General features: G+C 62.7%; 21 protein-coding genes. 6 read left to right on the top strand and 15 right to left on the bottom strand.

Annotated elements, in window-relative coordinates:
• Positions 1–151: 151 nt before the first annotated feature.
• Positions 152–613 (bottom strand): RidA family protein, encoded by a 462-nt coding sequence (locus NX782_RS13505; RefSeq protein ID WP_258845979.1) that lies wholly within the window; start codon positions 611–613, stop codon positions 152–154.
• Between the two features lie 51 nt (positions 614–664).
• Positions 665–1,582: a DMT family transporter gene (locus NX782_RS13500; RefSeq protein WP_258845978.1), complete on the bottom strand. Its 918-nt coding sequence runs from the start codon at positions 1,580–1,582 to the stop codon at positions 665–667.
• A gap of 116 nt (positions 1,583–1,698) precedes the next feature.
• Here NX782_RS13500 and NX782_RS13495 point away from each other — a divergent pair, with 116 nt between their 5' ends.
• Positions 1,699–3,150, top strand: coding sequence for an aminotransferase-like domain-containing protein (locus tag NX782_RS13495; RefSeq protein WP_258845977.1), 1,452 nt, complete (start codon positions 1,699–1,701; stop codon positions 3,148–3,150).
• On the opposite strand, the gene NX782_RS13490 is transcribed toward NX782_RS13495, so the two are convergent.
• The 8 genes from NX782_RS13490 to NX782_RS13455 all read right to left on the bottom strand — a co-directional run bounded on the left by NX782_RS13490 (position 3,147) and on the right by NX782_RS13455 (position 9,642).
• On the bottom strand, positions 3,147–3,350 hold the full coding sequence (locus tag NX782_RS13490; RefSeq protein WP_258845976.1) for a hypothetical protein: 204 nt from the start codon (positions 3,348–3,350) through the stop codon (positions 3,147–3,149). The genes NX782_RS13495 and NX782_RS13490 overlap by 4 nt on opposite strands.
• Complete coding sequence (locus NX782_RS13485; RefSeq protein WP_258845975.1) at positions 3,347–4,387, bottom strand: bifunctional UDP-4-keto-pentose/UDP-xylose synthase; 1,041 nt, start codon at positions 4,385–4,387, stop codon at positions 3,347–3,349. The genes NX782_RS13490 and NX782_RS13485 overlap by 4 nt, the downstream gene beginning before the upstream one ends.
• 157 nt (positions 4,388–4,544) lie before the next feature.
• On the bottom strand, positions 4,545–5,810 hold the full coding sequence (locus NX782_RS13480; RefSeq protein ID WP_258845974.1) for a sensor histidine kinase: 1,266 nt from the start codon (positions 5,808–5,810) through the stop codon (positions 4,545–4,547).
• Entirely contained in the window at positions 5,800–6,507 is a 708-nt protein-coding gene (locus NX782_RS13475; RefSeq protein WP_258845973.1) for a response regulator transcription factor, read from the bottom strand. The genes NX782_RS13480 and NX782_RS13475 overlap by 11 nt, the downstream gene beginning before the upstream one ends.
• A gap of 45 nt (positions 6,508–6,552) precedes the next feature.
• A complete protein-coding gene (locus tag NX782_RS13470) occupies positions 6,553–7,866 on the bottom strand; it encodes an RNA polymerase sigma factor (RefSeq protein ID WP_258845972.1) in 1,314 nt (437 codons plus the stop codon).
• The gene (locus tag NX782_RS13465; protein ID WP_258845971.1) at positions 7,863–8,708 is read right to left on the bottom strand and encodes a YciI family protein; all 846 of its coding nucleotides are present in this window, start codon (positions 8,706–8,708) and stop codon (positions 7,863–7,865) included. Before NX782_RS13465 ends, NX782_RS13470 begins: the two co-directional genes overlap by 4 nt.
• An 11-nt stretch (positions 8,709–8,719) precedes the next feature.
• Positions 8,720–9,145 carry a YciI family protein gene (locus tag NX782_RS13460; RefSeq protein WP_258845970.1) on the bottom strand — a complete coding sequence of 142 codons (426 nt, stop codon included), beginning with the start codon at positions 9,143–9,145 and terminating at the stop codon, positions 8,720–8,722.
• On the bottom strand, positions 9,142–9,642 hold the full coding sequence (locus NX782_RS13455) for a VOC family protein (protein WP_258845969.1): 501 nt from the start codon (positions 9,640–9,642) through the stop codon (positions 9,142–9,144). Before NX782_RS13455 ends, NX782_RS13460 begins: the two co-directional genes overlap by 4 nt.
• Positions 9,643–9,881: 239 nt before the next feature.
• Here NX782_RS13455 and htpG point away from each other — a divergent pair, with 239 nt between their 5' ends.
• Together htpG and NX782_RS13445 are read left to right on the top strand one after the other, a co-directional pair.
• Positions 9,882–11,804, top strand: a complete 1,923-nt coding sequence (gene htpG / locus NX782_RS13450; RefSeq protein ID WP_258845968.1) for a molecular chaperone HtpG — start codon at positions 9,882–9,884, stop codon at positions 11,802–11,804.
• Positions 11,805–12,178: 374 nt separating this feature from the next.
• Positions 12,179–14,983, top strand: coding sequence for an NACHT domain-containing protein (locus NX782_RS13445; RefSeq protein ID WP_258845967.1), 2,805 nt, complete (start codon positions 12,179–12,181; stop codon positions 14,981–14,983).
• Between the two features lie 147 nt (positions 14,984–15,130).
• Here NX782_RS13445 and NX782_RS13440 read toward each other — a convergent pair whose 3' ends face one another.
• From NX782_RS13440 to kynB, 5 genes are all read right to left on the bottom strand, one after another.
• A complete protein-coding gene (locus NX782_RS13440; protein WP_258845994.1) occupies positions 15,131–16,135 on the bottom strand; it encodes an acyltransferase family protein in 1,005 nt (334 codons plus the stop codon).
• Positions 16,136–16,203: 68 nt separating this feature from the next.
• Entirely contained in the window at positions 16,204–16,749 is a 546-nt protein-coding gene (locus tag NX782_RS13435) for an RBBP9/YdeN family alpha/beta hydrolase (protein ID WP_258845966.1), read from the bottom strand.
• On the bottom strand, positions 16,746–17,582 hold the full coding sequence (kynA, locus tag NX782_RS13430; protein WP_258845965.1) for a tryptophan 2,3-dioxygenase: 837 nt from the start codon (positions 17,580–17,582) through the stop codon (positions 16,746–16,748). Before kynA ends, NX782_RS13435 begins: the two co-directional genes overlap by 4 nt.
• Positions 17,583–17,594: 12 nt before the next feature.
• Entirely contained in the window at positions 17,595–18,857 is a 1,263-nt protein-coding gene (gene kynU, locus NX782_RS13425; protein WP_258845964.1) for a kynureninase, read from the bottom strand.
• Positions 18,854–19,504 carry an arylformamidase gene (gene kynB / locus NX782_RS13420; protein WP_258845963.1) on the bottom strand — a complete coding sequence of 217 codons (651 nt, stop codon included), beginning with the start codon at positions 19,502–19,504 and terminating at the stop codon, positions 18,854–18,856. The genes kynU and kynB overlap by 4 nt, the downstream gene beginning before the upstream one ends.
• Before the next feature lie 529 nt (positions 19,505–20,033).
• On the opposite strand from kynB, the gene flhD reads away from it, so the two are divergent.
• From flhD to NX782_RS13405, 3 genes are all read left to right on the top strand, one after another.
• Positions 20,034–20,351, top strand: a complete 318-nt coding sequence (flhD, locus tag NX782_RS13415) for a flagellar transcriptional regulator FlhD (protein WP_047826184.1) — start codon at positions 20,034–20,036, stop codon at positions 20,349–20,351.
• Positions 20,352–20,458: 107 nt separating this feature from the next.
• A complete protein-coding gene (flhC, locus tag NX782_RS13410) occupies positions 20,459–21,007 on the top strand; it encodes a flagellar transcriptional regulator FlhC (RefSeq protein WP_258845962.1) in 549 nt (182 codons plus the stop codon).
• A 13-nt stretch (positions 21,008–21,020) separates the two neighbouring features.
• A complete protein-coding gene (locus NX782_RS13405; RefSeq protein WP_258845961.1) occupies positions 21,021–21,806 on the top strand; it encodes a class I SAM-dependent methyltransferase in 786 nt (261 codons plus the stop codon).
• Positions 21,807–21,913: the final 107 nt, after the last annotated feature.

Below are 21,913 nucleotides of genomic sequence, written 5' to 3'. Positions count from 1 at the left end.
GACGGCGATTGGTGCGTCGGCCATTATAAAGCACGCTGGATGAGCGGCTTCGTCAAAAAGGCTCGCCTTGTGGGCTAGCCCCGAAACTTGTAGGGTGGGCACCCCGTGCCCACGCCTGCATTCGTGGGCACGGGGTGCCCACCCTACGCTATTACGCTACTTCTGCAATGAGTTCGATCTCGACGCAGGTGCCACGCGGCAGCGAGGCCACGCCGAAGGCCGAGCGGGCGTGCTTGCCGGCGTCGCCGAACACTTCGCCCAGCAGTTCCGAGCAGCCGTTGGTGACCAGGTGCTGTTCGTTGTATTCCGGGGTCGAGGCGACCAGGCTCATCACCTTGACGATGCGCTTCACGCGGCCCAGGTCGCCACCGCAGGCTTCCTGCAGGGTGCCCATCAGGTCGATCGCGACCGAGCGCGCGGCGGCCTGGCCGTCGGCGGTGGTCTTGTCCTTGCCCAGCAGGCCGACGTTCGGCGAGCCGTCGGCGTTCTTGGCGATGTGGCCGGAGATGAAGACCAGATTGCCGGTCTGCACGTACATGACGTAGGCGGCGGCCGGGGTGGCCGGCGCGGCGAGGGTGATGTTCAGTTCTTTGAGTTTGTCGTAGACGGACATGGGTTCCCCAGGGGTTGCTTGATCAAGAGCCGGTATTGTACAACCCATTCCTTATCTTTTTACCTGCATCCGGCGCCCGCCCGCCACCACGGCGATCACCGCCAGCGCGAAGCCGCAATTGGCCGGGGTCAGCGGCTCGCCCAGCAGCACCCAGGCGCCGGCCAGCGACAGGAAAGGCTGCACCAGCTGCACCTGGCCGACCCGCGCCACGCCGCCCAGCGCCAAACCGCGGTACCAGAAGAAAAAGCCGACGATGGTCGAGAACACGGTCGTGTAGCCCAGCCCCAGCCAGGCACGAAGGCCGACCTCGCCCAGACGCCCGAACTGCGCGCCGTCGAACACGGCCAGCAGCAGCGCGCAGGGCAGGGCGGCCAGCACCAGCGCCCAGCAGATGGTTTGCTCGCCGCCGATGCTGCGCGCCAGCCTGCCGCCCTCGGCATAGCCAACCGCGGCCGACAGCACCGCCGCGAACATCAAGAGGTCGGCCGGCGCCAGATGGCCGCCGCCCTGGGCCAGCGCGAAGGCGATCACCAGCGCGGAGCCGAGCAGGGCGAAGGCCCAGAAGCCCTTCGACGGACGCTCGTCGCCGCGCAGGGCCGAGTACAGCGCGGTGCACAGCGGCAGCGCGCCGACCAGCACGGCGCCGTGCGAGGCCGGCAGCGAGCGCATGGCGATCGAGGTCAGCAGCGGAAAACCGAGGATGCAGCCGAGTGCGACCACGGCCAGCGCCGGTAGCGCCGCGCGCGGCGGCAGAGGCACGCGCTTCCAGTGCAGCCAGGCCCCGGCGATCGCGGCGGCGCCGACCGCGCGCGCCAGGGCGACGAAGAGCGGATCGAGTTCGGCCACCGCCAGGCGCGTCATCGGCAAGGTCAGGCTGAACAGGGCGACGCCGGCCAGGCCGAGCAGCATGCCGCTGGTTTCGTCCTGCGTCGTGTTCAAGGTGAAGGGGGCGGTGGGGGTCTGGCGCATGCGGGCTCCTCTGGACTGGTCATTGCGTCAATATTCGACCAGCACTATGCTAGACCTTGCGATCAGTACAGTACCTATACAGTTATCCGCATAAACCCTCACACTGTCATGGCGAAATGACCAATACAATTTCCCAGGCGCCGATGCTGCAGGCGCCGATTTCGCGCGATTCCGGCGAACCGCTGGCCGACCAGATCGTCCGTGCCATCGCCGCACGCATCGACGACAAGCATTTGCGTGCCGGCGCGCGCATGCCCTCGATCCGCCAGTTCGCAGGCAAGCACGGCGTCTCGCCCTTCACGGTGGTGGCCAGCTACGATCGCCTGGTGGCCCAGGGTTACCTGGAATCGCGGCGCGGCGCCGGCTTTTTCGTGCGCGAGCGCGCCAGCCTGAACACGGCTCTGCCTGCAGCGGCACCGACGGCGGCGGCAGCGCCCAAGCTGGACGTGGTCTGGCTGATCCGCAACCTGTTCCGCCAGGTGCCGGGCGAAGCCAGTCCGGCGGCCGGCGTGCTGCCCGCGGCCTGGCTGGACGGCCCGGGCATCGCCGCCGCCCTGCGCGCGATCGGCCGCCAGCAGGGCGGGATGCTGCTCAACTACGGCAACCCCTACGGTTATCTGCCGCTGCGCCAGCAGCTCCAGCGCAAGCTCGCCGAGCTGGAGATCGAGGCCGCGCCGGAGCAGATCGTGACCACGGTCGGCGTGACCCAGGCGCTCGACCTGGTGGCGCGCGAACTGTGCCGCCCCGGCGACACGGTCTTTGTCGACGACCCGGCCTGGTTCCTGATGTTCGGCTCCTTCGCCGCGCTGGGTTTGAAAGTGATCGGCATTCCGCGCCTGGCCGATGGGCCGGACGTGGCGAAGCTGGCGCAACTGGCGGCGCTGCACAAACCGCGCCTGTTCGTCGTCAATTCGGTGCTGCACAACCCCAGTTCCAGCTCGCTGTCGGCGGCCAAGGCCTTCCAGGTGCTGCGCATCGCCGAGGAACACGGCATCACGATCGTCGAAGACGACATCTATTGCGACCTGCACCCCGGGCCCGCGGTGCAGGCGGCCACGCGCATGGCGCCGCTCGACCAGTTGCGGCGGGTGATCTACCTGAGCGGGTTTTCGAAATCGCTGGCCGCCAACCTGCGGGTCGGCTTCATCGCCGCTTCGCCCGAGCTGGCGCAGCGCCTGGCCGACCGCAAGATGCTCGCCACCCTCACCACCAGCGAGCTGGGCGAGCGCGTGGTCTACAAGATCCTGTCGGAGGGTGTGTACCGCAAGCACCTGGAACGCATCCGCGGGCGCCTGGACGCGGCGCGGCCGCAAGCCATCCGCCGCGTCGAGGCGCTCGGCCTCGGCCTGGACAGCCAGCCCACGGCCGGCATGTTCCTGTGGGTCGATGCGGGGCGCGATACCAGCGTGCTGGCGGCGCAGGCGATGGAGCAGGGCTTGCTGCTGGCGCCGGGTAGCCTGTTTTCGCCCGACCAGCTGCCGTCCACGCGCATGCGGCTGAACGTGGCGGCGCTGGAGGATGCGCGGCTGTGGGACTTCCTGGCCGGCGCGATCGGCAGGGCGCGCTAGCGCCGCAGCTTGCCTGCCGGCTCGCGCAGCACGCGCTCGATGAGGGCTGTCTCCAGCCGCATGCTCTTCATGAAGGTGCGTGCGGCCCGGACGCCCAGCAGGCGCAGGACGACCTGGGCTTTGTAGACCACGCGCGCGGTCACCGGGTCGCGGCGGCTGTAGGACATCCCGTCCGCGCTGCCGTGGCGGGGATGGTTCATTCGACCAGTCCGCGTGCGACGCCAACCTGGCCGCGGTAGGCGTCGAAGATGTGGCGCAGCGCGTCGGCCATGCCGGTAGTCGGCGCCCAGTCGAGGTCGGCCTTGGTATTTTCGATCTTCGGCACGCGGTTCTGCACGTCCTGGTAGCCGGCGCCGTAGTAGGCACCCGAGCTGGTCTCGACGATCTGCACCTTTTGCGCGCCGGCCGCGTATTCCGGATAGTCCGCGGCCAGCTTGAGCATCATGTCGGCCAGGTCGCGGATCGAATAATTGTTGTCCGGGTTGCCGATGTTGTAGATCTGGCCGCTCGCCTTGCCATCCCTGTTCTCGATGATCTTCATCAGCGCTTCGATGCCGTCGTCGATGTAGGTGAAGGCGCGCTTCTGTGCACCGCCATCGACCAGCGAGATGGTCTCGCCGCGCACGATGTGACCGAAGAACTGGGTCAGCACGCGCGACGAACCTTCTTTCGGGGTGTGGATCGAATCAAGGCCGGCGCCAACCCAGTTGAAGGGGCGGAACAGGGTGAAGTTCAAGCCTTCCATGCCGTAGCCCCAGATCACGCGGTCCATCAGCTGTTTCGAGCAGGCATAGATCCAGCGCGGCTTGTTGATCGGGCCGTAGACCAGTTCCGAGTTCTCCGGATCGAATTCCTCGTCGTGGCACATGCCATACACTTCCGAGGTCGACGGGAACACCAGGTGTTTTTTGTACTTGGCGGCCGAGCGCACGATCGGCAGATTCGCTTCGAAGTCGAGTTCGAACACGCGCAGCGGCGCCTGGACATAGGTCGAGGGCGTGGCGATCGCCACCAGCGGCAGGATCACGTCGCACTTCTTGACGTGGTACTCGACCCATTCGGTGTTGATCGTGATGTCGCCTTCGAAGAAGTGCATGCGTGGATGGTCGAGCAGGTCCTTGACGCGGTCCGTGCTCATGTCCATGCCGTAGACTTCCCAGTCGGTGGTCTCGAGGATGCGCTTGGACAGGTGGTGGCCGATGAAACCGTTGACGCCGAGGATGAGGACTTTTTTCATGTGCTAGCTTTCAGAATATCGCTTTGGTGCGGTGACGCGGGACGACGCCCGTTATTGTCGAGTAAGGGCGCCGGGGCCGTCATGGTAAGCAATCGAGCGTGAAGCCAGCGTGATGAATTCGTGAAGTTTTCGTGAAGTGTCCTTGTTCAGCAGGCATTCAGCGCGCATCCAACCCGAGCCGCACGCGTGTACCCTGGCCCTCGATGCTGTCGACGCCGATGTCCCAGCCATAGCGGTCGCAGATCTCCTTGACGATCGCCAGGCCGATGCCGAAGCCGCCGCTGCCGCCGGGCGCCCGGTAGAAGCGCTCGAACACGTGCGGCAGGGCCTCGGCGGCGATGCCGGAGCCGGTGTCCTCGATGGTCAGGCTGCCCTCGCGCCAGGTAAAGCGGATCTCGCCGCCTTGCGTGTGGCGCAAGGCGTTGTCGACCAGGTTGGACAGCACGATGCCGAGCGCCGGCACATTGGCCTGAATCCGCAGCTCGCCGGGCACCGTCACCACTGCCCGCACCGCCTGCCGTTCGAGCCGCTCGGCATGGCGTTCGACGATGCTTTCGACGATGTCGGCCAGGCGCGCGGATGCCGCCACCGTCGCCGTCTCTTCACGCGCCAGCGCCAGCAGGCATTCGACCAGGGCATGCATGTCTTCAGCCGCCTGCTCGATCTGCCGCAGGCGCTGGCGCGACTTGGCATCGAGACTGGCGGCGGTCGGCTCCAGCAGTTCGCAGCTGGTGCGGATGCGGGTCAGCGGGGTGCGCAGTTCGTGGCTGACGTTGGCGGTGAATTGCTTCTCGCGCGCTACCATCGCGGCCATGCGCACATGGTAGTCGTTGACGGCGTGGGCCAGCTCGGCCACTTCATGTTCGTCGTAGCGCGCCGGATCGATCATGGAGGCAGCGCCCGAGCGCAGGGCGCGTACCTGGCGCGCCAGGCCGCCGATCTGCCGCACCAGCAGGCCAGACAGCCAGTAGGCGAGCCAGATCGTGGGCAGCACGAAGACGGCGCTGCCGAGCAGCAGCGCATTCATGCCGTCCTTGAAATGCTTTTCGAAGGCGCTGTAGTCGTAGGTGCGGTAAATCCTGTCGCTGCCGAAGCGGGCCACCGCCACGTGCACTTCGCGGCCGTCGAGCATGAGTTCGTGCACGCCTTCCGGCAGCGTGGCCAGCGAGGGCGGCAGGTCTATCCACTGCCCGCCTTCCTGCGACACGCGGGCGCCCATTGCCGGGTCCATCGGCGGCAGGGAGTCGGGCTCGTCGCGGTAGGACTGCAGCAGGTTATGCATGTCGTCCTCGATGATGGCATTGATCAGGCGCTCTTCCTGCGCCTCGGCCAAGGTGCGCACCCCGATCGCCTGTGCCGCCAGCAGCGCGATGGCGGCGACGAACAAGGCCAAAGCGGCCTTGACGCGCAGGCTAGGGCGCATCGCCCGCGCTGCTCGCTCCGCCGCTCATGGAACCGATCCTGTAGCCGATGCCGTGCACGGTCTCGATCGGGGTGGCTTCGCCGTCGGCGCTCAAGGCGCGGCGCAGCGTATGCATGTGCGAGCGCAGGGTGTCGCTGTCGGGCAGGGGCTCGCCCCAGACCGCGGTTTCGAGTTCGGCGCGGCGCAGCACCTGGCCCGGCGCGCCCATCAGCAGCTGCAGCAGATGCAGGCATTTGCGCGGCAGGCGCACCGGCCGGCCGGCGCGTTCGACTTCCAGCGTGCGCGGGTCGAGCGTGATGTCGCCGCAGCGCAGCGCACCCGGCACCACCTGGCCCTGGTGGCGTTTGATCAGGGCCGCCAGGCGCGCGCCGACTTCCTTGAGCGAGAAGGGTTTGACCAGGTAATCGTCGGCGCCATGGCCGAAGCCGGCCAGCTTGTCGTCCAGCGTGTCCTTGGCGGTCAGCATCAGGACCGGCGTGTCGCGGCGTGCTTCCTCGCGCAGCTTGCGGCACACGGTGTAGCCGTCCATCCCGGGCAGCGAGACGTCGAGCAGGATTGCGCTCCACTGCGCGCTGACCGCACGGTGCAGGCCGGTGACGCCGTCGGCCGTGTGTTCCGGCGCATAGCCGGCGGCTTCGAGGTAATCGTAGAGGTTGGCGGCGATGGCCGGATCGTCTTCGATGATAAGGATGCGCATGGACGAATATTACTCCATGCGGCGCGCTGGAGCGCTGGCCCGTTGTTACGCCTGCTCCTGGGCCCGCGCCAGCAGCAGGGTACGTTCGCGTTCGTTTCGGGTCAGGCCGGCGGCGCGCTCGAACTCGATTCTGGCTTCGGCATGGCGGCCCAGCCTGGCCAGCAAATCGCCGCGCACGCTGGGCAGCAGGTGGTAGTGGGCCAGGCGTGGCTCGTCCAGCAGCTGGTCCGCCAGCGCCAGGCCTTCGGCCGGGCCGTAGGCCATGCCCAGCGCCACCGCGCGGTTCAGTTCGACGATCGGCGAGGGCAGCAGCTGGGACAGGGCATCGTACAGCGCGGCGATGCGCGGCCAGTCGGTGGCTTCGGGCATCAAGGCGCGCGCGTGGCAGGCGGCAATCGCGGCCTGCAAACCGTAGGGGCCCAGGCTGCCCTGGCCGGCGGCGCGGTCCAGCGCCGTCAGTCCGCGCCGGATCAGGAGCTGGTCCCAGCGGCTGCGGTCCTGGTCCAGCAGCAGCACCGGCTCGCCGTTCGGGCCGGTACGGGCGCGCTCGCGCGAGGACTGGATCTCCATCAGCGCAACCAGGCCGTGCACTTCGCCTTCTTCCGGGACCAGCTCGGCCAGCACCCGGCCCAGGCGCAGCGCTTCGCGGCACAGGCCGGGACGCAGCCAGTCGGTGCCGGCGCTGGCCGCGTAGCCTTCGTTGTAGATCAGGTAGATCACCTGCAGCACCGATGCCAGGCGCGGCTTGCGATCGCCGCCGCGCGGTACCTCGAAGGGCACCCTGGCTTCGAGCAGGGTGCGCTTGGCGCGCACGATGCGCTGGGCCACGGTGGCTTCCGGCACCAGGAAGGCACGCGCGATCTCGGGCGTCGACAGGCCGCCGACCAGCTTGAGCGTCAGCGCCGCACGGGCCTCGCTGGAGAGCACCGGGTGGCAGGCCACGAACACCAGGCGCAGCACGTCGTCGTCGATGCCGCCGGCCGCTTCCTGCGCCAGCTCGGCGAGTTCGTCGGGCCGGCGCTGGCCGGATTGGTCCATGAGCTGCTGTTCCATCTCCCACGACAGCTCGCCTTCCTTCCCGGCGCGCATGCCGGCGTGGCGCAGGTGGTCGAGGGCGCGGTACTTCGCCACCTGCATCAGCCAGGCGCCCGGCTTGTCCGGCACGCCGGCCTGAGGCCAGGATTCGAGCGCCTGCAGCATCGCGTCCTGCGCGATTTCCTCGGCCAGGCCGACGTCGCGCAGCATGCGGGTCAGAAAGCCGACGATGCGCGCCGCCTCCATCCGCCAGACCGCCTCGACGGTGCGGCCGATGTCGCCGCCCGCGCCCGGCACGTCGTCGCTCGGCACGTCGCCGCTCATGCCGCGGCGTTCACCTGGCGCAGGGCCGCATCGAGCTGTTCGGCGCGCAGGCTGGCGTCATCCTGGCGCTGGCGCGCGTCGAGACCGGCCAGCACGTCGGCCATCGTCATCGTCTCGCGGATCTCGACTTCGACATAAGGCCCGGTCGGATAGGGCAGGGTGCGCGCCCAGGCGACGGCATCGTCCATCGAGGCGGCGCGGATCATCCAGAAACCGGCGATCAGTTCCTTGGCCTCGGCGAACGGACCGTCGATCACGCTGGCCTGGCCGCCGGCCAGCCGGACGCGCGCGCCGCGGGTGCTGGATTTCAGGCCGTCGCCGGCCAGCAGCCTGCCTTGCGCCGCCTGTTCGGCATTGAAGGCGTCCAGCGTGTCCAGCACGTGCCGCGGCGGGATGCGGTCGGCTTCGGTGCCGGCATCCGAACGCAGCAGGATCACGTAGTGGCGGTCCTCGCCGCCGGCGGCGGGCGGGACCTGCGCACAGCCGCCCGGACAGCCGGTCTCGCGCAGCTCCAGCACGGCTTCGCCGGTGGCGTCGGCGTCGCTGGCAGGCCACTGCTTGAGCAGTGCCAGCGCCTCTTCCTTGGAGGCCGCTTCGAACACCGTGAATCCGGCGATCAGCTCCTTGGTTTCGGTGAAGGGACCGTCGGTGATGCTCTCGCCGCCCGGCCATAGTTTGAGGCGCACCGCCCGGCTGCTGGGGCGCAGGCCCAGCGCCAGGCCGACCCCGCCGGCCTGCGCGAGCTGCTCGTGATAGCGGCCCATGTCCTCGAAGACGGCCGGCGCCGGCATGCGCCCCGCCTCGGTTGCTTCGTCGCTTCGCCTGATGACCATGAATTGCATCGTCGCCTCCTTCAATACGCTGCCGCTTGCGCGCGCAGCTGTTGTTCCTGCTCGCGCAGCTCGGGCGTGAGTGCGTCGCCGAAGTCTTCGGCGGTGAAGATCTGGCGGATCTCGATGTCGCCGCTGGCGCCGTTATAGGGGTTGGGGCAGCGCCGCATCCATTCGATCGCCTCCTGCTTCGAGCTGACCTCGATGATCCAGAAGCCGGCAATCAGCCCCTTGGACTCGGCAAAGGGGCCGTCGACCACGCTGCGTTTGTCGCCGTCGAACACGATGCGCGTGCCGCGGCTGCTCGGGTGCAAGCCTTCGCCGGCCAGCAGCACGCCGGCCTTGACCAGCTCCTCGTTGAAGCGGCCCATCTCGGCCAGCTGCCGGGTGGTGGGCATGACGCCGGCTTCGCTGTCGGCGGTGGCTTTCACGATGACCATGAACTTCATGGCTGCGCTCCCTGCTCGCCGCAGTGTTCCTGCTGCCGCATGGCCTGCTGCATCGCCTGTTCGATTTCCTGCATGCTCATGTCGCGCTGGTGGGTGGCGATCGCCCAGCGGTGCCCGAACGGGTCTTGCAGCTGGCCGTAGCGGTCGCCCCAGAACATGTCGGCCAGCGGCATGATCGGTTTGGCGCCGGCCGCCAGCGCCTTTTCCCAGACCGCGTCGGCGTCCTGCACGTACATATGGATGACCACCGGCGAGCCCTTCAGCGCCAGCGGGCCGTTGCTGCCGTAGTCGGGAAACTCGTCGACGACCATGATGCGCGAATCGCCGATGCGCATTTCGGAGTGCATGATCTTGCCGCCGGGCCCGGGCATGCGGCCGACTTCGACGCCGCCGAAGGCCTTCTGGTAGAACGCCAGGGCCTCGGCCGCGCCGGCGCAGACGAGGTGGGGCGTGATGGTATGGAAGCCTTCGGGGATGGCACGGACTTGCGCTTGCATGATCGGTATCTCCTTCTTTATCCGGTTGTTTTGGGGTGCTGCTGTAACGACGACGAGCGGCACATCCCGGTTTCGACATCGGCGCGCGTAAATATTTTTATTTTTTCGATACGGTATGACGACTGTCGGGCCAAGTCGAGAAAAAGATAACGATTTGCAAAAAAAGCCTCTTGAAATCCTTGCCGGCGTCCTTATGTTGGCCCGGTCTGTTTAACCCTGAACTCAACGAGGACTTACAAATGGCTGTTGCCGAAAAAGAAACCCTTGGCTTCCAAGCAGAAGTAAAACAGCTGCTGCAACTGATGATCCACTCCTTGTACTCGAACAAGGAGATCTTCCTGCGCGAACTGATCTCGAACGCCTCCGACGCCGCCGACAAGATGCGCTTCGAGGCGATCAATAACGATGCCCTGTACGGCAACGATCACGAACTGAAGATCAAGGTCCTGTTCGACAAGGAAGCGAAGACCATCACGATCTCGGACAACGGCATCGGCATGAGCCGCGACGAGGTGATTTCGCACCTGGGCACCATCGCCAAGTCGGGCACCAAGGAATTCTTCAGCAAGCTGTCCGGCGACCAGCAGGCCGACGCGGCCCTGATCGGCCAGTTCGGCGTGGGCTTCTACTCGGCCTTCATCGTGGCCGACCGCGTCACCGTCGAGACCCGCCGCGCCGGCGCCGAGCCGTCTGAGGCGGTGCGCTGGGAGTCGACCGGCGAGGGCGACTACACCATCGAAGCGATCGAGAAGATCAACCGCGGCACCGACATCATCCTGCACCTGCGCGAAGGCGAGGAAGAGCTGCTGTCGTCGTGGAAGCTGAAGTCCATCATCCGCAAGTACTCGGACCACATCTCCCTGCCGATCGTGATGAAGAAGGAAGAGTGGGACGAGGAGAAGAAGGAAACCGTCGTCAAGGACGAACTCGAGACCGTCAACCAGGCCTCCGCGCTGTGGGCCCGCTCGAAGTCGGACATCACGCCGGAGCAGTACGAAGAGTTCTACAAGCACGTCTCGCACGACTTCCAGGCCCCGCTGGCCTACACCCACAACCGCGTCGAAGGCCGCAGCGAATACACCCAGCTGCTGTACGTGCCGAGCCACGCTCCGTTCGACCTGTGGGACCGCAACAAGCGCGGCGGCATCAAGCTGTACGTCAAGCGCGTGTTCATCATGGACGACGCCGAGCAGCTGATGCCGGTCTACCTGCGCTTCGTGAAGGGCGTGATCGACTCGAACGATTTGCCGCTGAATGTTTCGCGTGAGATCCTGCAGGAGTCGCGCGATGTGCGCGTGATCCGCGAAGGCTCGACCAAGCGCGTGCTGGGCATGCTGGAAGAGATGGCGAATTCGGAAGAGCAGGAAGGCAAGGACAAGTACGCGACCTTCTGGAAGGAGTTCGGCCAGGTGCTGAAGGAAGGCATCGGCGAGGACGCCACCAACAAGGACCGCATCGCCAAGCTGCTGCGCTTCGCCTCGACCCACGCCGATTCGAGCGACCAGACCGTGTCCTTCGCCGACTACGTGTCGCGCATGAAGGAAGGCCAGGAGAAGATCTATTACGTCACCGCCGACAGCTACACCGCGGCGAAGAACAGCCCGCACCTGGAGATCTTCCGCAAGAAGGGCGTCGAAGTGCTGCTGCTGACCGACCGCGTCGACGAGTGGATGCTGTCCTTCCTGGAGAACTTCGACGGCAAGGAACTGGTGTCGGTGGCCAAGGGCGGCCTGGATCTCGGCAAGCTCGAAGACGAGGCCGAGAAGAAGGAACACGAAGAGACCGAGACCCAGTACAAGGAGCTGGTCGAGAAGATGAAGGGCGCGCTGGCCGACAAGGCCAAGGATGTGCGCGTGACCTTCCGCCTGACCGATTCGCCGGCCTGCCTGGTGGCGGACGAGCACGAGCTGTCGGCCAACCTGGTGCGCATGCTGAAGGCGGCCGGCCAGAACGCGCCGGAATCGAAGCCCATCCTCGAGATCAACCCGAACCACCCGCTGGTGACGCGCCTGAAGTACGAAGATGCCGCCAGCCCGCGCTTCGGCGACTGGGCCCACATCCTGTTCGACCAGGCGCTGCTGGCCGAAGGCGGCAGCCTGAGCGATCCGGCTTCGTTCGTGAAGCGTCTGAATGAGATGCTGCTGGGCGGCGCGGCCAAGTAAGCAATGAGATTTTAAAGAAAACGGCCGGTGCAGCGATGCCCGGCCGTTTTTTTGTTCTGTAAAGTATTAATTTCTATCGAGTGTGCCGAATGTTAAATACATTTAAGCTTAGACTGATACTAGACTAGCTGAATGGTTCTAGCTCTAAGCGGTACAGTTTTAGCATACCTCTACCTTGGTAATCTTTGTGCCTGCAGCCACTGCTGTCTGAAAAACAACAACGAGGTCAAGTTCGCTACTTGTTTTTTTGAGCAGCTCAGGAGTGATGGAAATATTTTCTCTGTCATGGCTAAGTTTGTTGATTTCTTGGAATCAATCGAGATAGACTTAGGCATTGCTGTAGCTCAACAACCAAGGTTCCAAAAATCCGACCCATGACGAAAAAGAACGAGAAACAGATAATCACCCGAAACCAGCTTGTTTTATCTAAGTTTCAGGAAATGTCTGAGGCTGATTTTACAACTGAAATATTGATTCCTTTATTTGAGGTTCAGGGTTATAAAGTCGACTATCATGGCGGACCAAGTGAGGGTGGGAAGGACTTTATTTGCCGAAAAGGCGGAGTTTTTGGCTTCGAGGAAACGTGTGTTGTTCAGGTAAAGAAAACCAAGCCGTCCGCTGCAGTTGGGAAAACAAACAGCTTCGCTGCAATCGTTTCGCAATTGCAGCAGGCTGCTGAGAAGAAAGTGCCGTCACTATCTGGTGACGAACAGCTCCCGAATAATATCTATTTCATTACGCCGTACGAAATCGACGTTCGTGCCCTTGCATCAAGGTTCGAAGCGGTAGCAAGCTTGGCGCCAAGAGGAGTGAGGGTACTCGACGGGAGAGCAGTGGTGGAATATCTGATCGCTCTTCGTCCTGACTTGGTCGAGAAAATTTGTGGAGAGGCGTTCGTTTTAAAGCAAAAACTACTATCAAATATCTCAAATGCTGACCTTTTAAGTGCTCTCGAATACGTCGGAGAGAAAAGGGTGACGGATTTTTACTGTGACCTAGACTTTGGTGTCGGAAAAGTGACCACAAAAGCGCTTCTTGCGATGGAATTCTCTCCAGCTATTGTTTCGCATTCTGTATCTCCTGGAAAATGGACAGCTTTCAAATCATTAGTTGAATCCGTGCAGGAGCTATTTTGTATTGACGTGTTGGTTCCGCCAGTTGTAAATATCGAGGAAAATTTTGCTGATAAATACGGGCGTTGGCTATCGCCTTCAAATCAAGAAGTAATAAAAAAGATAGATTTACTGTCCAAAGAAATTGTTGAGGAATTATTCGCTTTTGTCAGCGGTAGTGCGCAAATTGTGTTAGACACGTTGTACGAGGACTTATCGCAAGATTTGAGCATGAGCTTCTCGGACTTGAAAGTCGACTCGAGACTTTCGGCACAAGAAGTTAATAGGTTAAACAGACTTAAACGGTCAAACGAGAAAATAGACGCCACACTTGTTTCGTTGAAAACTTGTGAGTCGCTTTCGCTATCTGAGTATGGGAGAATTGGTGAAATTCTAGAGAGCTGCAGAGATCATCTTCAAGATATTCGCAACGAAGTCAGTATTTTGAAAATAACAGCTCGCTCACCACTAACGGAATTGCTAAAAAGGCTTAATAAGCTAGGCAAAAACTATAGCCAGCTTGATATTCTTCTCAAGAAGAAAGTTAATGAGCCCGATTATGAAATGCAAGTGTTAGGTCCGTCTATCGCCAAAGCAATTTCAGAGAAAAGGATTTGGTTGAGTAAAGGGATTGCGAATTTATCGAAGGTAAACTCGCCTGCGCAAGTTCGAGACTTTTTCTTGGCCTGTCAAAGACTGTTTGGAGTAATTGAACGTACGCTCGCTAACAAAGACCTTAGTGATGCATTAGGGGCGAAGGTTCGCAAAGATGTTCCTTTGAGTGACTTGACTGAGCGCATTAGCATGCCGTTAAGGAAGGTTTTCGCGACGGGAATTCATTGTGCAATCTTTGGCGAAGCTGGTGCCGGAAAAACCACAACGCTTCATCAATATGCAGACTATACAGCTAAGAATGAGTGTGAAGATGAACTAACTTTGTTTCTGCCACTCACAAGAATTCTTACGGAACAAGCCAGTTATTCGGATGAAAAGACGACGGCTGTACAAAAACTTGAGTCTTCGTTAGGTATATATCTCGCGTCAGGCCGATCTTATTGCTCAGCAGATGTAATTGATTTTATCAAAGGTAAAAGAAGGGTCACTTTTATATTTGATGGCGTTGACGAGGTAATCAAAAGGACGCCATGGATTGTCGAGGCCATCTCCGGCCTTGAGGTAATTTATAAAAATTGCCAAATCATAATTTCATCACGAGCAAGTGGGTCGTACGTAAATAACATAAAATATTTGGCAGTTACTTTATTGCCTTTTACTGATGAGCAAGTGTCCCACTTTATCGATGGATGGTTTGTAAATGATTCGGAACTAGGAGGTTTAGTCAAGGCGCATATTTCACGAACTCCGGCGCTTCGTGAGATCGTGCGCAGCCCCCTTCTTTCAACGATTCTTTGTGTGCTTGCCGAGCATAATGTTCCGTTGCCCAGTAGTGAACCAGACATGTATAAAGAGCGTTTAGAACTTCTTCTTGGACGCTATGATATGCATAAGAAAACAAAGCGAGTTGAATCTAGGCAGGCGGTTCTTGAAACTACGGCACGCAAGCTTGCTTTTTATTTGCATTCTCGGACAACCCGTGCTGCTTCTCCGGCGATTCTCCAGGAAGTAGCCACTAGAATGTGCAGTAAAGGTCCGTCTTCATCAGAAGCACGGAGAATTCGCGTGGCTGTTAAAGAGTTAGACGACCCTTGTAATATATTAGTACCAATGACCGGGGATGGCGATTTTGGATTCGGGCATTTGCGGCATCAAGAATACCTATGTGCACGCGAACTTTGTGCAAATCGTGGGATTGATTTGGCACCTTTATTGAGTTCTCCTTGGTGGAAAGGAGTCCTAGAGTTGTTCGCCCGTATGACTGACGACGTTTCCTATGTTATTTCTGAGATTGTCACGAAAGACTACTCTAATGTGACGAGGTATAAAGATAATTTGTTGGCAATGATAGCGACACGCAGTAGAGACGAGAGGCGTCATCTATCGGCTTTAATTAAAGAACATTGTCGTTTGGATGATGGGGATGATTTTGCATTGTATTACGAAAATTAAGTAATGCTGTCGAGCTTAATGAGTGCGCGTGCTTTTTTATTGAAAAAAGCAAAACGTTATTAAGAATGGCCGAGCAATAATTCTAGGCATAGTGAAGACAACGCTCGGCTCGAGAAAATAACCTTAATATGGTCATTGCAACGTAGGTTAGTGGTGCAGCCGGCGCTGCAGACGCTCCGTCAGCGGCTGCAGCGCGGCCGCCACCGCCATCACCGCCAGCGCAAGCCCCAGCAGCACGCCGGGCGCGCCGCGCTCGAAGGGAACGAACGCCTGCCAGCAGCAGATCACCAGGCTGTGCGACAGGTAGAGCGTGAAGGTATGCGCCGACAGGAAGCGGATCAGGCGTTTCGCGCGCGGCAGCAGATCGAAACCGGCATGGCGTGCACAAGCGAAGTTCGCCAGCACCAGCACGCCGACGAGGTAATCGGCCAGCACGCGGTCGGCGCTGCCCATGCGCAGGCTGCTGAAAGGCCAGGCCGCCTGTGCCACCAGGCGCAGCTCGTATTCCGGATCGTACCAGGCCCAGGTCGCCAGCAGCCCCAGCGTCAGCGTCCAGCCGGTCCGCGCCATGCCTTGTGGGATCGCATGGGTTTTCTGCCAGCGGTACAGGACCACGCCAGCCATCCACAAGGGCAGCAGTAGCCACAGCTTGGGACCCATCAGGGCAAAGATCGCCACGCCCAGCAGGCGCATCCGGCCCCTTAGGTAGAACACGGCGCCGAACAGCAGGTAATACCAGGCCTCGTAGTTCAGCGACCAGTAAGGCAGCAGCCAGGGCGGCGTTTCGACGAAGCCCCACAGCTCGCCGAGGAACAGCAGGTGGAAGGGGATGTAGAGCCAGGGCTTGTGGAGCTGGTAGCTGCCGCCCACCTGCACGCCGAGCTGCTCGGCCAGGCCCGCCAGCACGAAGGCCAGCAGCAGCACCGGCAGCACCACCGAGTACAGGCGTGCGCAGCGTGCGCTTGCATAGTCGCGCAGCGTGGGGTTGCGCTGCTCGGCACTGTAGGCGATCACGAAGCCGGACAGCACGAAGAAGGCGATCACGGCTTCGCGCCCGAGGTCGGCGATGCGCGCGATCTGGCTGTCGTCGAAGATGCGGAAATAGCCGAAGTGGGCCATCACGACCGCACCGGCGGCCGCGATCCGGACCAGGTCAAGGTAGAGCGAGAAAGCCGGGTCCAGCGCGCCGGCGCGGACCGCCGGCGCGGCCCGGCGCGCGCTCAGGGTTGCAGGGTGGAGCAGAACGCCTCCAGCATTTGCTCGCCTTCCGGCCAGGGGCCGTAGCCGGTGTCGGCATTGATATGGCCGGCGTCGCCGATTTCGACCAGTTTGCTGCCCCAGGCCTGGGCGAAGGCGCGCGAACGTTCGATGGTCGCATAGGGATCGTCGCTGCTGGCCACCACCATCGACGGGAAGGGCAGCGGCTGCATCGGCACCGGGCTGAAGGCGCCCGGGGCGATCGGGTAGGACGGCGCCTCGACGTCGCTCGGCGCGACCAGGAAGGCGCCGGCCACGTTCAGGTGCGAGCTGGCCTGTGCCCATTGCGCCACCAGCATGCAGCCCAGGCTGTGCGCGACCAGGATCGGCCGGCCCTGGCAGGCGGCGATCGCCGCGTCCAGCTCGGCCACCCATTCGTCACGGTCTGGTGCCTGCCAGTCGCGGTGGGCGACGCGCTCCCATTTCGAGTACTTGGCTTCCCAATGCGTCTGCCAGTGGTCGGGGCCGGAATTCCACAGGCCGGCCACGATCAGGATGTCGCATTTCATAAGGCGGTCCTCAAGGCGAACAGTTCGGGGAACAGCACCACGTCCAGCATCTTGCGCAGGTAGCTCACGCCGGCCGTGCCGCCGGTGCCGGTCTTGAAGCCGATGATGCGCTCCACCGTCGACACGTGGCGGAAGCGCCAGGTGCGAAAGGCGGTCTCCATGTCGACCAGCTTCTCGGCCAGCTCGTACAGCGCCCAGTGCTGCTCGGGATCGCGGTAGACCTCGAGCCAGGCCGCCAGCACGGAGTCGTCGTGGGCGGTGGGCTGGGTCGGGTCGGCGTGCAGGCGCGCTTCGGACACCGGCAGTCCCGAACGGGCCAGCAGGCGCACCGCCTCGTCGTACAGCGAGGGCGCGTGCAGCTCGCGCTCCAGCAGCGCGTGGTGCTCGGGTTTGACTTCGTGCACGGCCAGCATGTTGGCGTTCTTGTTCCCGAGGATGAATTCGAGCTCACGGTACTGGAAGGACTGGAAGCCGCTGGAGGCGCCCAGGTAGGGCCGGATCGCCGTGTATTCGGGCGGCGTCATGGTGGCCAGTACGTCCCAGGCGTGCACCAGCTGGTCCATGATGCGCGCCACGCGGGCCAGCATCTTGAAGGCCGGCGGCAGCTCGCTCTTGCGTATCTGTTCGCGCACCGCCTGCAGTTCGTGCAGCATCAGCTTGATCCACAACTCGCTGGTCTGGTGCTGGATGATGAACAGCATCTCGTTGTGGTTCGGCGACAGCGGATGCTGGGCCGTCAGGATCTGGTTCAGGCCCAGGTAGTCGCCGTAGCTCATGGACTCCTTGAAGTCCATCCTGGCGCCGTGCCACTCGGCTTTCTTTTGCTCGTCCATATATCGCTCCGCTCAGGTCACTGCGCTGCGCGCTGCATTGGCGTCGTAGCGGCCGCTGTCGAGGATGTCGCGCAGGATCTCGACCGCGTCCCAGACGTCGGCATAGCTCGTGTACAGCGGCGTGAAGCCGAAGCGCATGATCTCCGGTTCGCGGTAGTCGCCGATCACGCCGCGTTCGATCAGCGACTGCATCACCGCATAGCCGTGCGGATGGGTGAAGCTGACATGGCTGCCGCGGTGGGCGTGTTCGCGCGGCGTCACCAGTCCAAGCGGATGGCTGGCGCAGCGCGCCTCGACCAGGGCGATGAACAGGTCGGTAAGGGCCAGCGACTTGGCGCGGATCGCCGCCATGTCGGTCTCTTCGAAGATCTCCAGCCCGCATTCGACCAGCGCCAGCGAGACCACCGGCTGGGTGCCGCACAGGGCGCGGCCGATGCCGTCGGCCGCGGTGAAGCCGTGCGACATGGCGAAGGGCGCGGCGTGGCTCCACCAGCCGGTCAGCGGATGGCTGAAGGCGGCCTGGTGGCGTTCCGGCACCCAGATGAAGGCCGGCGCGCCGGGACCGCCGTTCAGGTATTTATAGGTGCAGCCGACCGCGAAGTCAGCCTGGGCGCCATGCAGGTCGAGCGGGACCGCGCCGGCCGAGTGGGCCAGGTCCCACACCGCCAGCGCGCCGGCTTCGTGGGCATGCCGGGTCAAGGCCGCCATGTCGTGCTGCCGGCCGGTGCGGTAATTCACGTGGGTCAGCATCAGGACCGCGCAATCGGCATCCACCGCGGCCGGCAGTTCCTCGACGCTGTCGACCAGGTGGACGCTGTAGCCGCGGTCCAGCCAGCGCGCCAGGCCGTCCGCCATGTAGATATCGGTCGGGAAGTTGCTGCGCTCGGTGACGATGCGCTTCCGTTCAGGCGCCTTCTGGCGCTGGATCTCCAGGGCCGCGGCCAGGGCCTTGAACAGGTTCAGCGAGGTCGTGTCGGTGACGGCCACTTCGCCGGGGCGGGCGCCGATGATGGGGGCCAGGCGGTCGCCGAGGCGCTTGGGCAGGTCGAACCAGCCGGCGCTGTTCCAGCTCTTGATCAGGTCCTGGCCCCATTCCATGGCCACGACTTCGTGGGCGCGCGCCAGCGAGGCGCGTGGACGGGCGCCGAGGGAATTGCCGTCCAGGTAGATCACGCCTTCCGGCAGTTCGAAGCGGTCGCGCAGGTGACCCAGCGGGTCCTGGGCGTCGAGGGCCGCGCAATCGGCGCGCGAGGAAATGCTTACTTGGGTGCTCATGCGTGCAGTGTCTCCGTGGGCAGGGCGCGCAAGACCGCGCGCACCGGGCTGGCATCCATGCCGGCCAGTTTCAGGGGCAGGGCGATCAGTTCGTAGTCGCCGGGCGGGACCTCGTCCAGAACGATGCCCTCCAGGATCGCCAGGCCGTGGCGGCGTACCGCGTGGTGGGCGTCCAGGGTTTTCGAATCCTGCGGGTCGAGCGAGGCGGCGTCGGTGCCGACCAGGATGACGCCTTTCGACGCCAACAGCGCGATCGTTTCCGGGGCGATGCTGGGGAAGGCCGGGTCCCAAGCCTGCTGCGGCGCCCTCGCGTAAGTACGCAGCAGCACCCGCGGCGGCGTGCCGTCGAGCTGGCTTTCGATGTCCTGCGGCCGCACCGTGTTGACGCCGAGGCAGTGGATCACGCGGCAGGGGCCGAGGTAGGGCGCCAGGCCGACGGCGTCGATGCTGCGGCCGGCCGGATCGTAGTGGGAGGGGGCGTCGGTATGGGCGCCGAGGTGGGTGGTCATGGTCATGCGGCTGACATGGACCGGGCAGCCATCCCTGATCTCCCAGGTGGGGCTGGCCTCGAACGGGGTATCGCCGGGCCAGACCGGGATGCCGGCCGAGATCGTCGGGCTGATATCCCAGAGCGTTGGAGCGTGCATGCTTGTCTTTGGATGAATGAAGGCGTGAAGCTGGCAGTGTAGCAAGAAAGTCATCACCAAAAAAATTTTCGCAAGAACCCTAAAGTTCTTCGGAAGCGGTCCGATAACCCATCCAGATGACCGGGATTGGGTCGAGAAAAAAATTTTGCGAACAGGCCTAAAGTTTGCGAAAACCCGTCCGATAACGAGTCAGTGGGGCAGGGAAGACCGGAAAAATAATTGAAAAATATTTCGATCCAACCCTAAAGTTCCCAATTTGGTTGACGATAACCAACACAGACGCGGATTTCTGTCGGCGTCGACGGGCACCAAAAGCCCGACAATTCGATCATCGCCATCCGCCCGTTTTCATAGGGGCGCGACCCTGATCCGGGAGGGTTTGTCAGACAAACTCCTACGGGTCGACTTCGTCTTTGTCGGACAAAAAATACAGACACTCTCCAATAGAAGAAAAGTTTCCTCACAGTCAGAATCTATCTCATCGGCAACACACACACGCCGCCGAACAGATCAACACGGAGAGATGGAAATGACTGCGAACGACATGATGGCTGAAATTCGTGATGCGAACCTGAGCTACCTGATGCTGGCTCAGCAGATGATTCGCGCCGACAAAGTCACGGCAATTTTCCGTCTCGGCATCTCGGCCGACATCGCCGACCTGATCGAAGGCATGAGCAACGCGCAAATCCTGAAGCTCGCCGGCGGCAACATGATGCTGGCCCGCTTCCGCTTCGACGACACCGCCATCCTGTCGATGCTCACCAGCCACAGCAAAGACCGCGCCCTGGCGCAGTCGCACGCCGCCATCCTGATGGCCGGCCAGCCTGCAGAAGAAATCGCTTAAAATTTGCCGGTAGGGGTCAGAGCCCGGTGTTGCTTTAAAAAGGGCTCTGACCCCGGTTTGACCGAAGTCAGTGTCCAGCGTGCGTGCAGTTGTGGAGTAAGCAGATCATGAGCAAGAAAAGCGTCGTTTCTGAAGCCCAGGAAATTCAGCTGGCCATCGAACTGATCCAGCTTGGCGCCCGCCTGCAGTTGCTGGAGACCGAAGTCTCGCTGTCGCGCGAGCGCCTGCTGAAGCTGTACAAGGAGCTGAAGGGCGTGTCGCCGCCGAAAGGCATGCTGCCGTTCTCGACCGACTGGTTCCTGACCTGGCAGCCGAACATCCACTCCTCGCTGTATATCAACATCTACAAATTCCTGGTCGACAATGCCGGCGCCACCGGCATCCAGGCCGTCATGAAGGCTTACAAGCTCTACTTGGAGCAGATGCCGCCGGAGCCGGGCGAAGAGCCGCTGCTGTCGCTGACCCGCGCCTGGACCCTGGTGCGCTTCTTCCAGGGCGGCATGCTGGTGCTGGCGCCTTGCTCGAAATGCAAGGGCAAGTACGTCGTCAATTCGCTGGACCTGAACAACGACTACCAGTGCGGCCTGTGCCACATGCCTTCGCGTGCCGGCAAGACCCGCAAGGCCAAGGACGCCGCCGCGCTCGCCGGCAACTGATCCGCCTTCCTCGATGAGCGCCGCCGCCCCGCGCCGCATCTGGCGCGCGCCCGCTGTCCGTGCGCTGCTGCTGCAAATCCTCGCTTTCCCCTTGATGCTGGCCACGGTCTGGCTGCTGGCGCGTGCCGGCATCCGGCAATCCCTGCTGGGCGTGGCGCTGGTGCAGGGCGCCTGGGCCGCGGCTTTGTCCTGGCGTGCCGGGCTGGCCAGCTGGTGGCGCGCGATCCAGTTTCTGTTTCCGCCGGCCCTGCTGCTGGCCAGGCAAGCGGCCGATGCGCTGGCCTTGCCTCCCGCCGCCTTTTTGGCGGTGTTCCTGTTCATGCTGCTTTTATATTGGTCGACTTTCCGCACCCAGGTGCCGTACTACCCGTCCGGCCGCCGCGTGTGGGAAGCCGTCGCGCGCCAGCTGCCGGCCGATCGGCCGCTGCGCATCATCGATATCGGCAGCGGCCTGGGCGGGCTGGTGCTGGACCTGGCTCGGCGCCGCCCGGATTGCGAGCTCAGCGGGATCGAGCTCGCGCCCTTGCCCTGGCTGGCCAGCAGCCTGCGCGCAAAACTGAGCGGCAGCCGTGCCCGTTTCCTGCGCGGCGATTACGAAACCCTCAATTTCGGCAATTACGACGTGGTCTTCGCCTACCTGTCGCCGGCGGCGATGGGTGGCCTTTGGCGCAAGGCGGCACGCGAAATGCGCCCCGGCAGTGTACTTCTCAGTTACGAATTTGCCATTGCCGAGCGGGAGCCCGATCGACGTGTTGTAACTACCGATAGCAGGAAAATTCTCTACATTTGGGACTTTTGAGCCACATTCCGGGCACTTTTACTTGCCCGTAGTCCATTCTCAAGCTAATCTAGTTCCCTACGTAAATATTTCAACCGGGCATGTTCCCGGCCTCATCGAGCGGGAGC

It is taken from the genome of Massilia norwichensis (genome assembly GCF_024753245.1).
Taxonomy (GTDB): domain Bacteria; phylum Pseudomonadota; class Gammaproteobacteria; order Burkholderiales; family Burkholderiaceae_D; genus Telluria; species Telluria norwichensis.
Note: the sequence above shows the minus strand (reverse complement) of the source record. Positions and strands in the feature narration are given on the sequence as shown.

Coding starts and splice junctions, on each gene's coding strand:
- NX782_RS13435 (WP_258845966.1), bottom strand. CDS start 16,749: ATGAAATGCGACATCCTGATCGTGGCCGGCCTGTGGAATTCCGGCCCC.
- NX782_RS13495 (WP_258845977.1), top strand. CDS start 1,699: ATGACCAATACAATTTCCCAGGCGCCGATGCTGCAGGCGCCGATTTCG.
- NX782_RS13475 (WP_258845973.1), bottom strand. CDS start 6,507: ATGCGCATCCTTATCATCGAAGACGATCCGGCCATCGCCGCCAACCTC.
- NX782_RS13485 (WP_258845975.1), bottom strand. CDS start 4,387: ATGAAAAAAGTCCTCATCCTCGGCGTCAACGGTTTCATCGGCCACCAC.
- NX782_RS13505 (WP_258845979.1), bottom strand. CDS start 613: ATGTCCGTCTACGACAAACTCAAAGAACTGAACATCACCCTCGCCGCG.
- NX782_RS13460 (WP_258845970.1), bottom strand. CDS start 9,145: ATGAAGTTCATGGTCATCGTGAAAGCCACCGCCGACAGCGAAGCCGGC.
- NX782_RS13500 (WP_258845978.1), bottom strand. CDS start 1,582: ATGCGCCAGACCCCCACCGCCCCCTTCACCTTGAACACGACGCAGGAC.
- NX782_RS13405 (WP_258845961.1), top strand. CDS start 21,021: ATGAGCGCCGCCGCCCCGCGCCGCATCTGGCGCGCGCCCGCTGTCCGT.
- flhD (WP_047826184.1), top strand. CDS start 20,034: ATGACTGCGAACGACATGATGGCTGAAATTCGTGATGCGAACCTGAGC.
- NX782_RS13480 (WP_258845974.1), bottom strand. CDS start 5,810: ATGCGCCCTAGCCTGCGCGTCAAGGCCGCTTTGGCCTTGTTCGTCGCC.
- NX782_RS13470 (WP_258845972.1), bottom strand. CDS start 7,866: ATGAGCGGCGACGTGCCGAGCGACGACGTGCCGGGCGCGGGCGGCGAC.
- htpG (WP_258845968.1), top strand. CDS start 9,882: ATGGCTGTTGCCGAAAAAGAAACCCTTGGCTTCCAAGCAGAAGTAAAA.
- NX782_RS13445 (WP_258845967.1), top strand. CDS start 12,179: ATGACGAAAAAGAACGAGAAACAGATAATCACCCGAAACCAGCTTGTT.
- kynU (WP_258845964.1), bottom strand. CDS start 18,857: ATGAGCACCCAAGTAAGCATTTCCTCGCGCGCCGATTGCGCGGCCCTC.
- kynA (WP_258845965.1), bottom strand. CDS start 17,582: ATGGACGAGCAAAAGAAAGCCGAGTGGCACGGCGCCAGGATGGACTTC.
- NX782_RS13465 (WP_258845971.1), bottom strand. CDS start 8,708: ATGCAATTCATGGTCATCAGGCGAAGCGACGAAGCAACCGAGGCGGGG.
- kynB (WP_258845963.1), bottom strand. CDS start 19,504: ATGCACGCTCCAACGCTCTGGGATATCAGCCCGACGATCTCGGCCGGC.
- NX782_RS13490 (WP_258845976.1), bottom strand. CDS start 3,350: ATGAACCATCCCCGCCACGGCAGCGCGGACGGGATGTCCTACAGCCGC.
- NX782_RS13455 (WP_258845969.1), bottom strand. CDS start 9,642: ATGCAAGCGCAAGTCCGTGCCATCCCCGAAGGCTTCCATACCATCACG.
- flhC (WP_258845962.1), top strand. CDS start 20,459: ATGAGCAAGAAAAGCGTCGTTTCTGAAGCCCAGGAAATTCAGCTGGCC.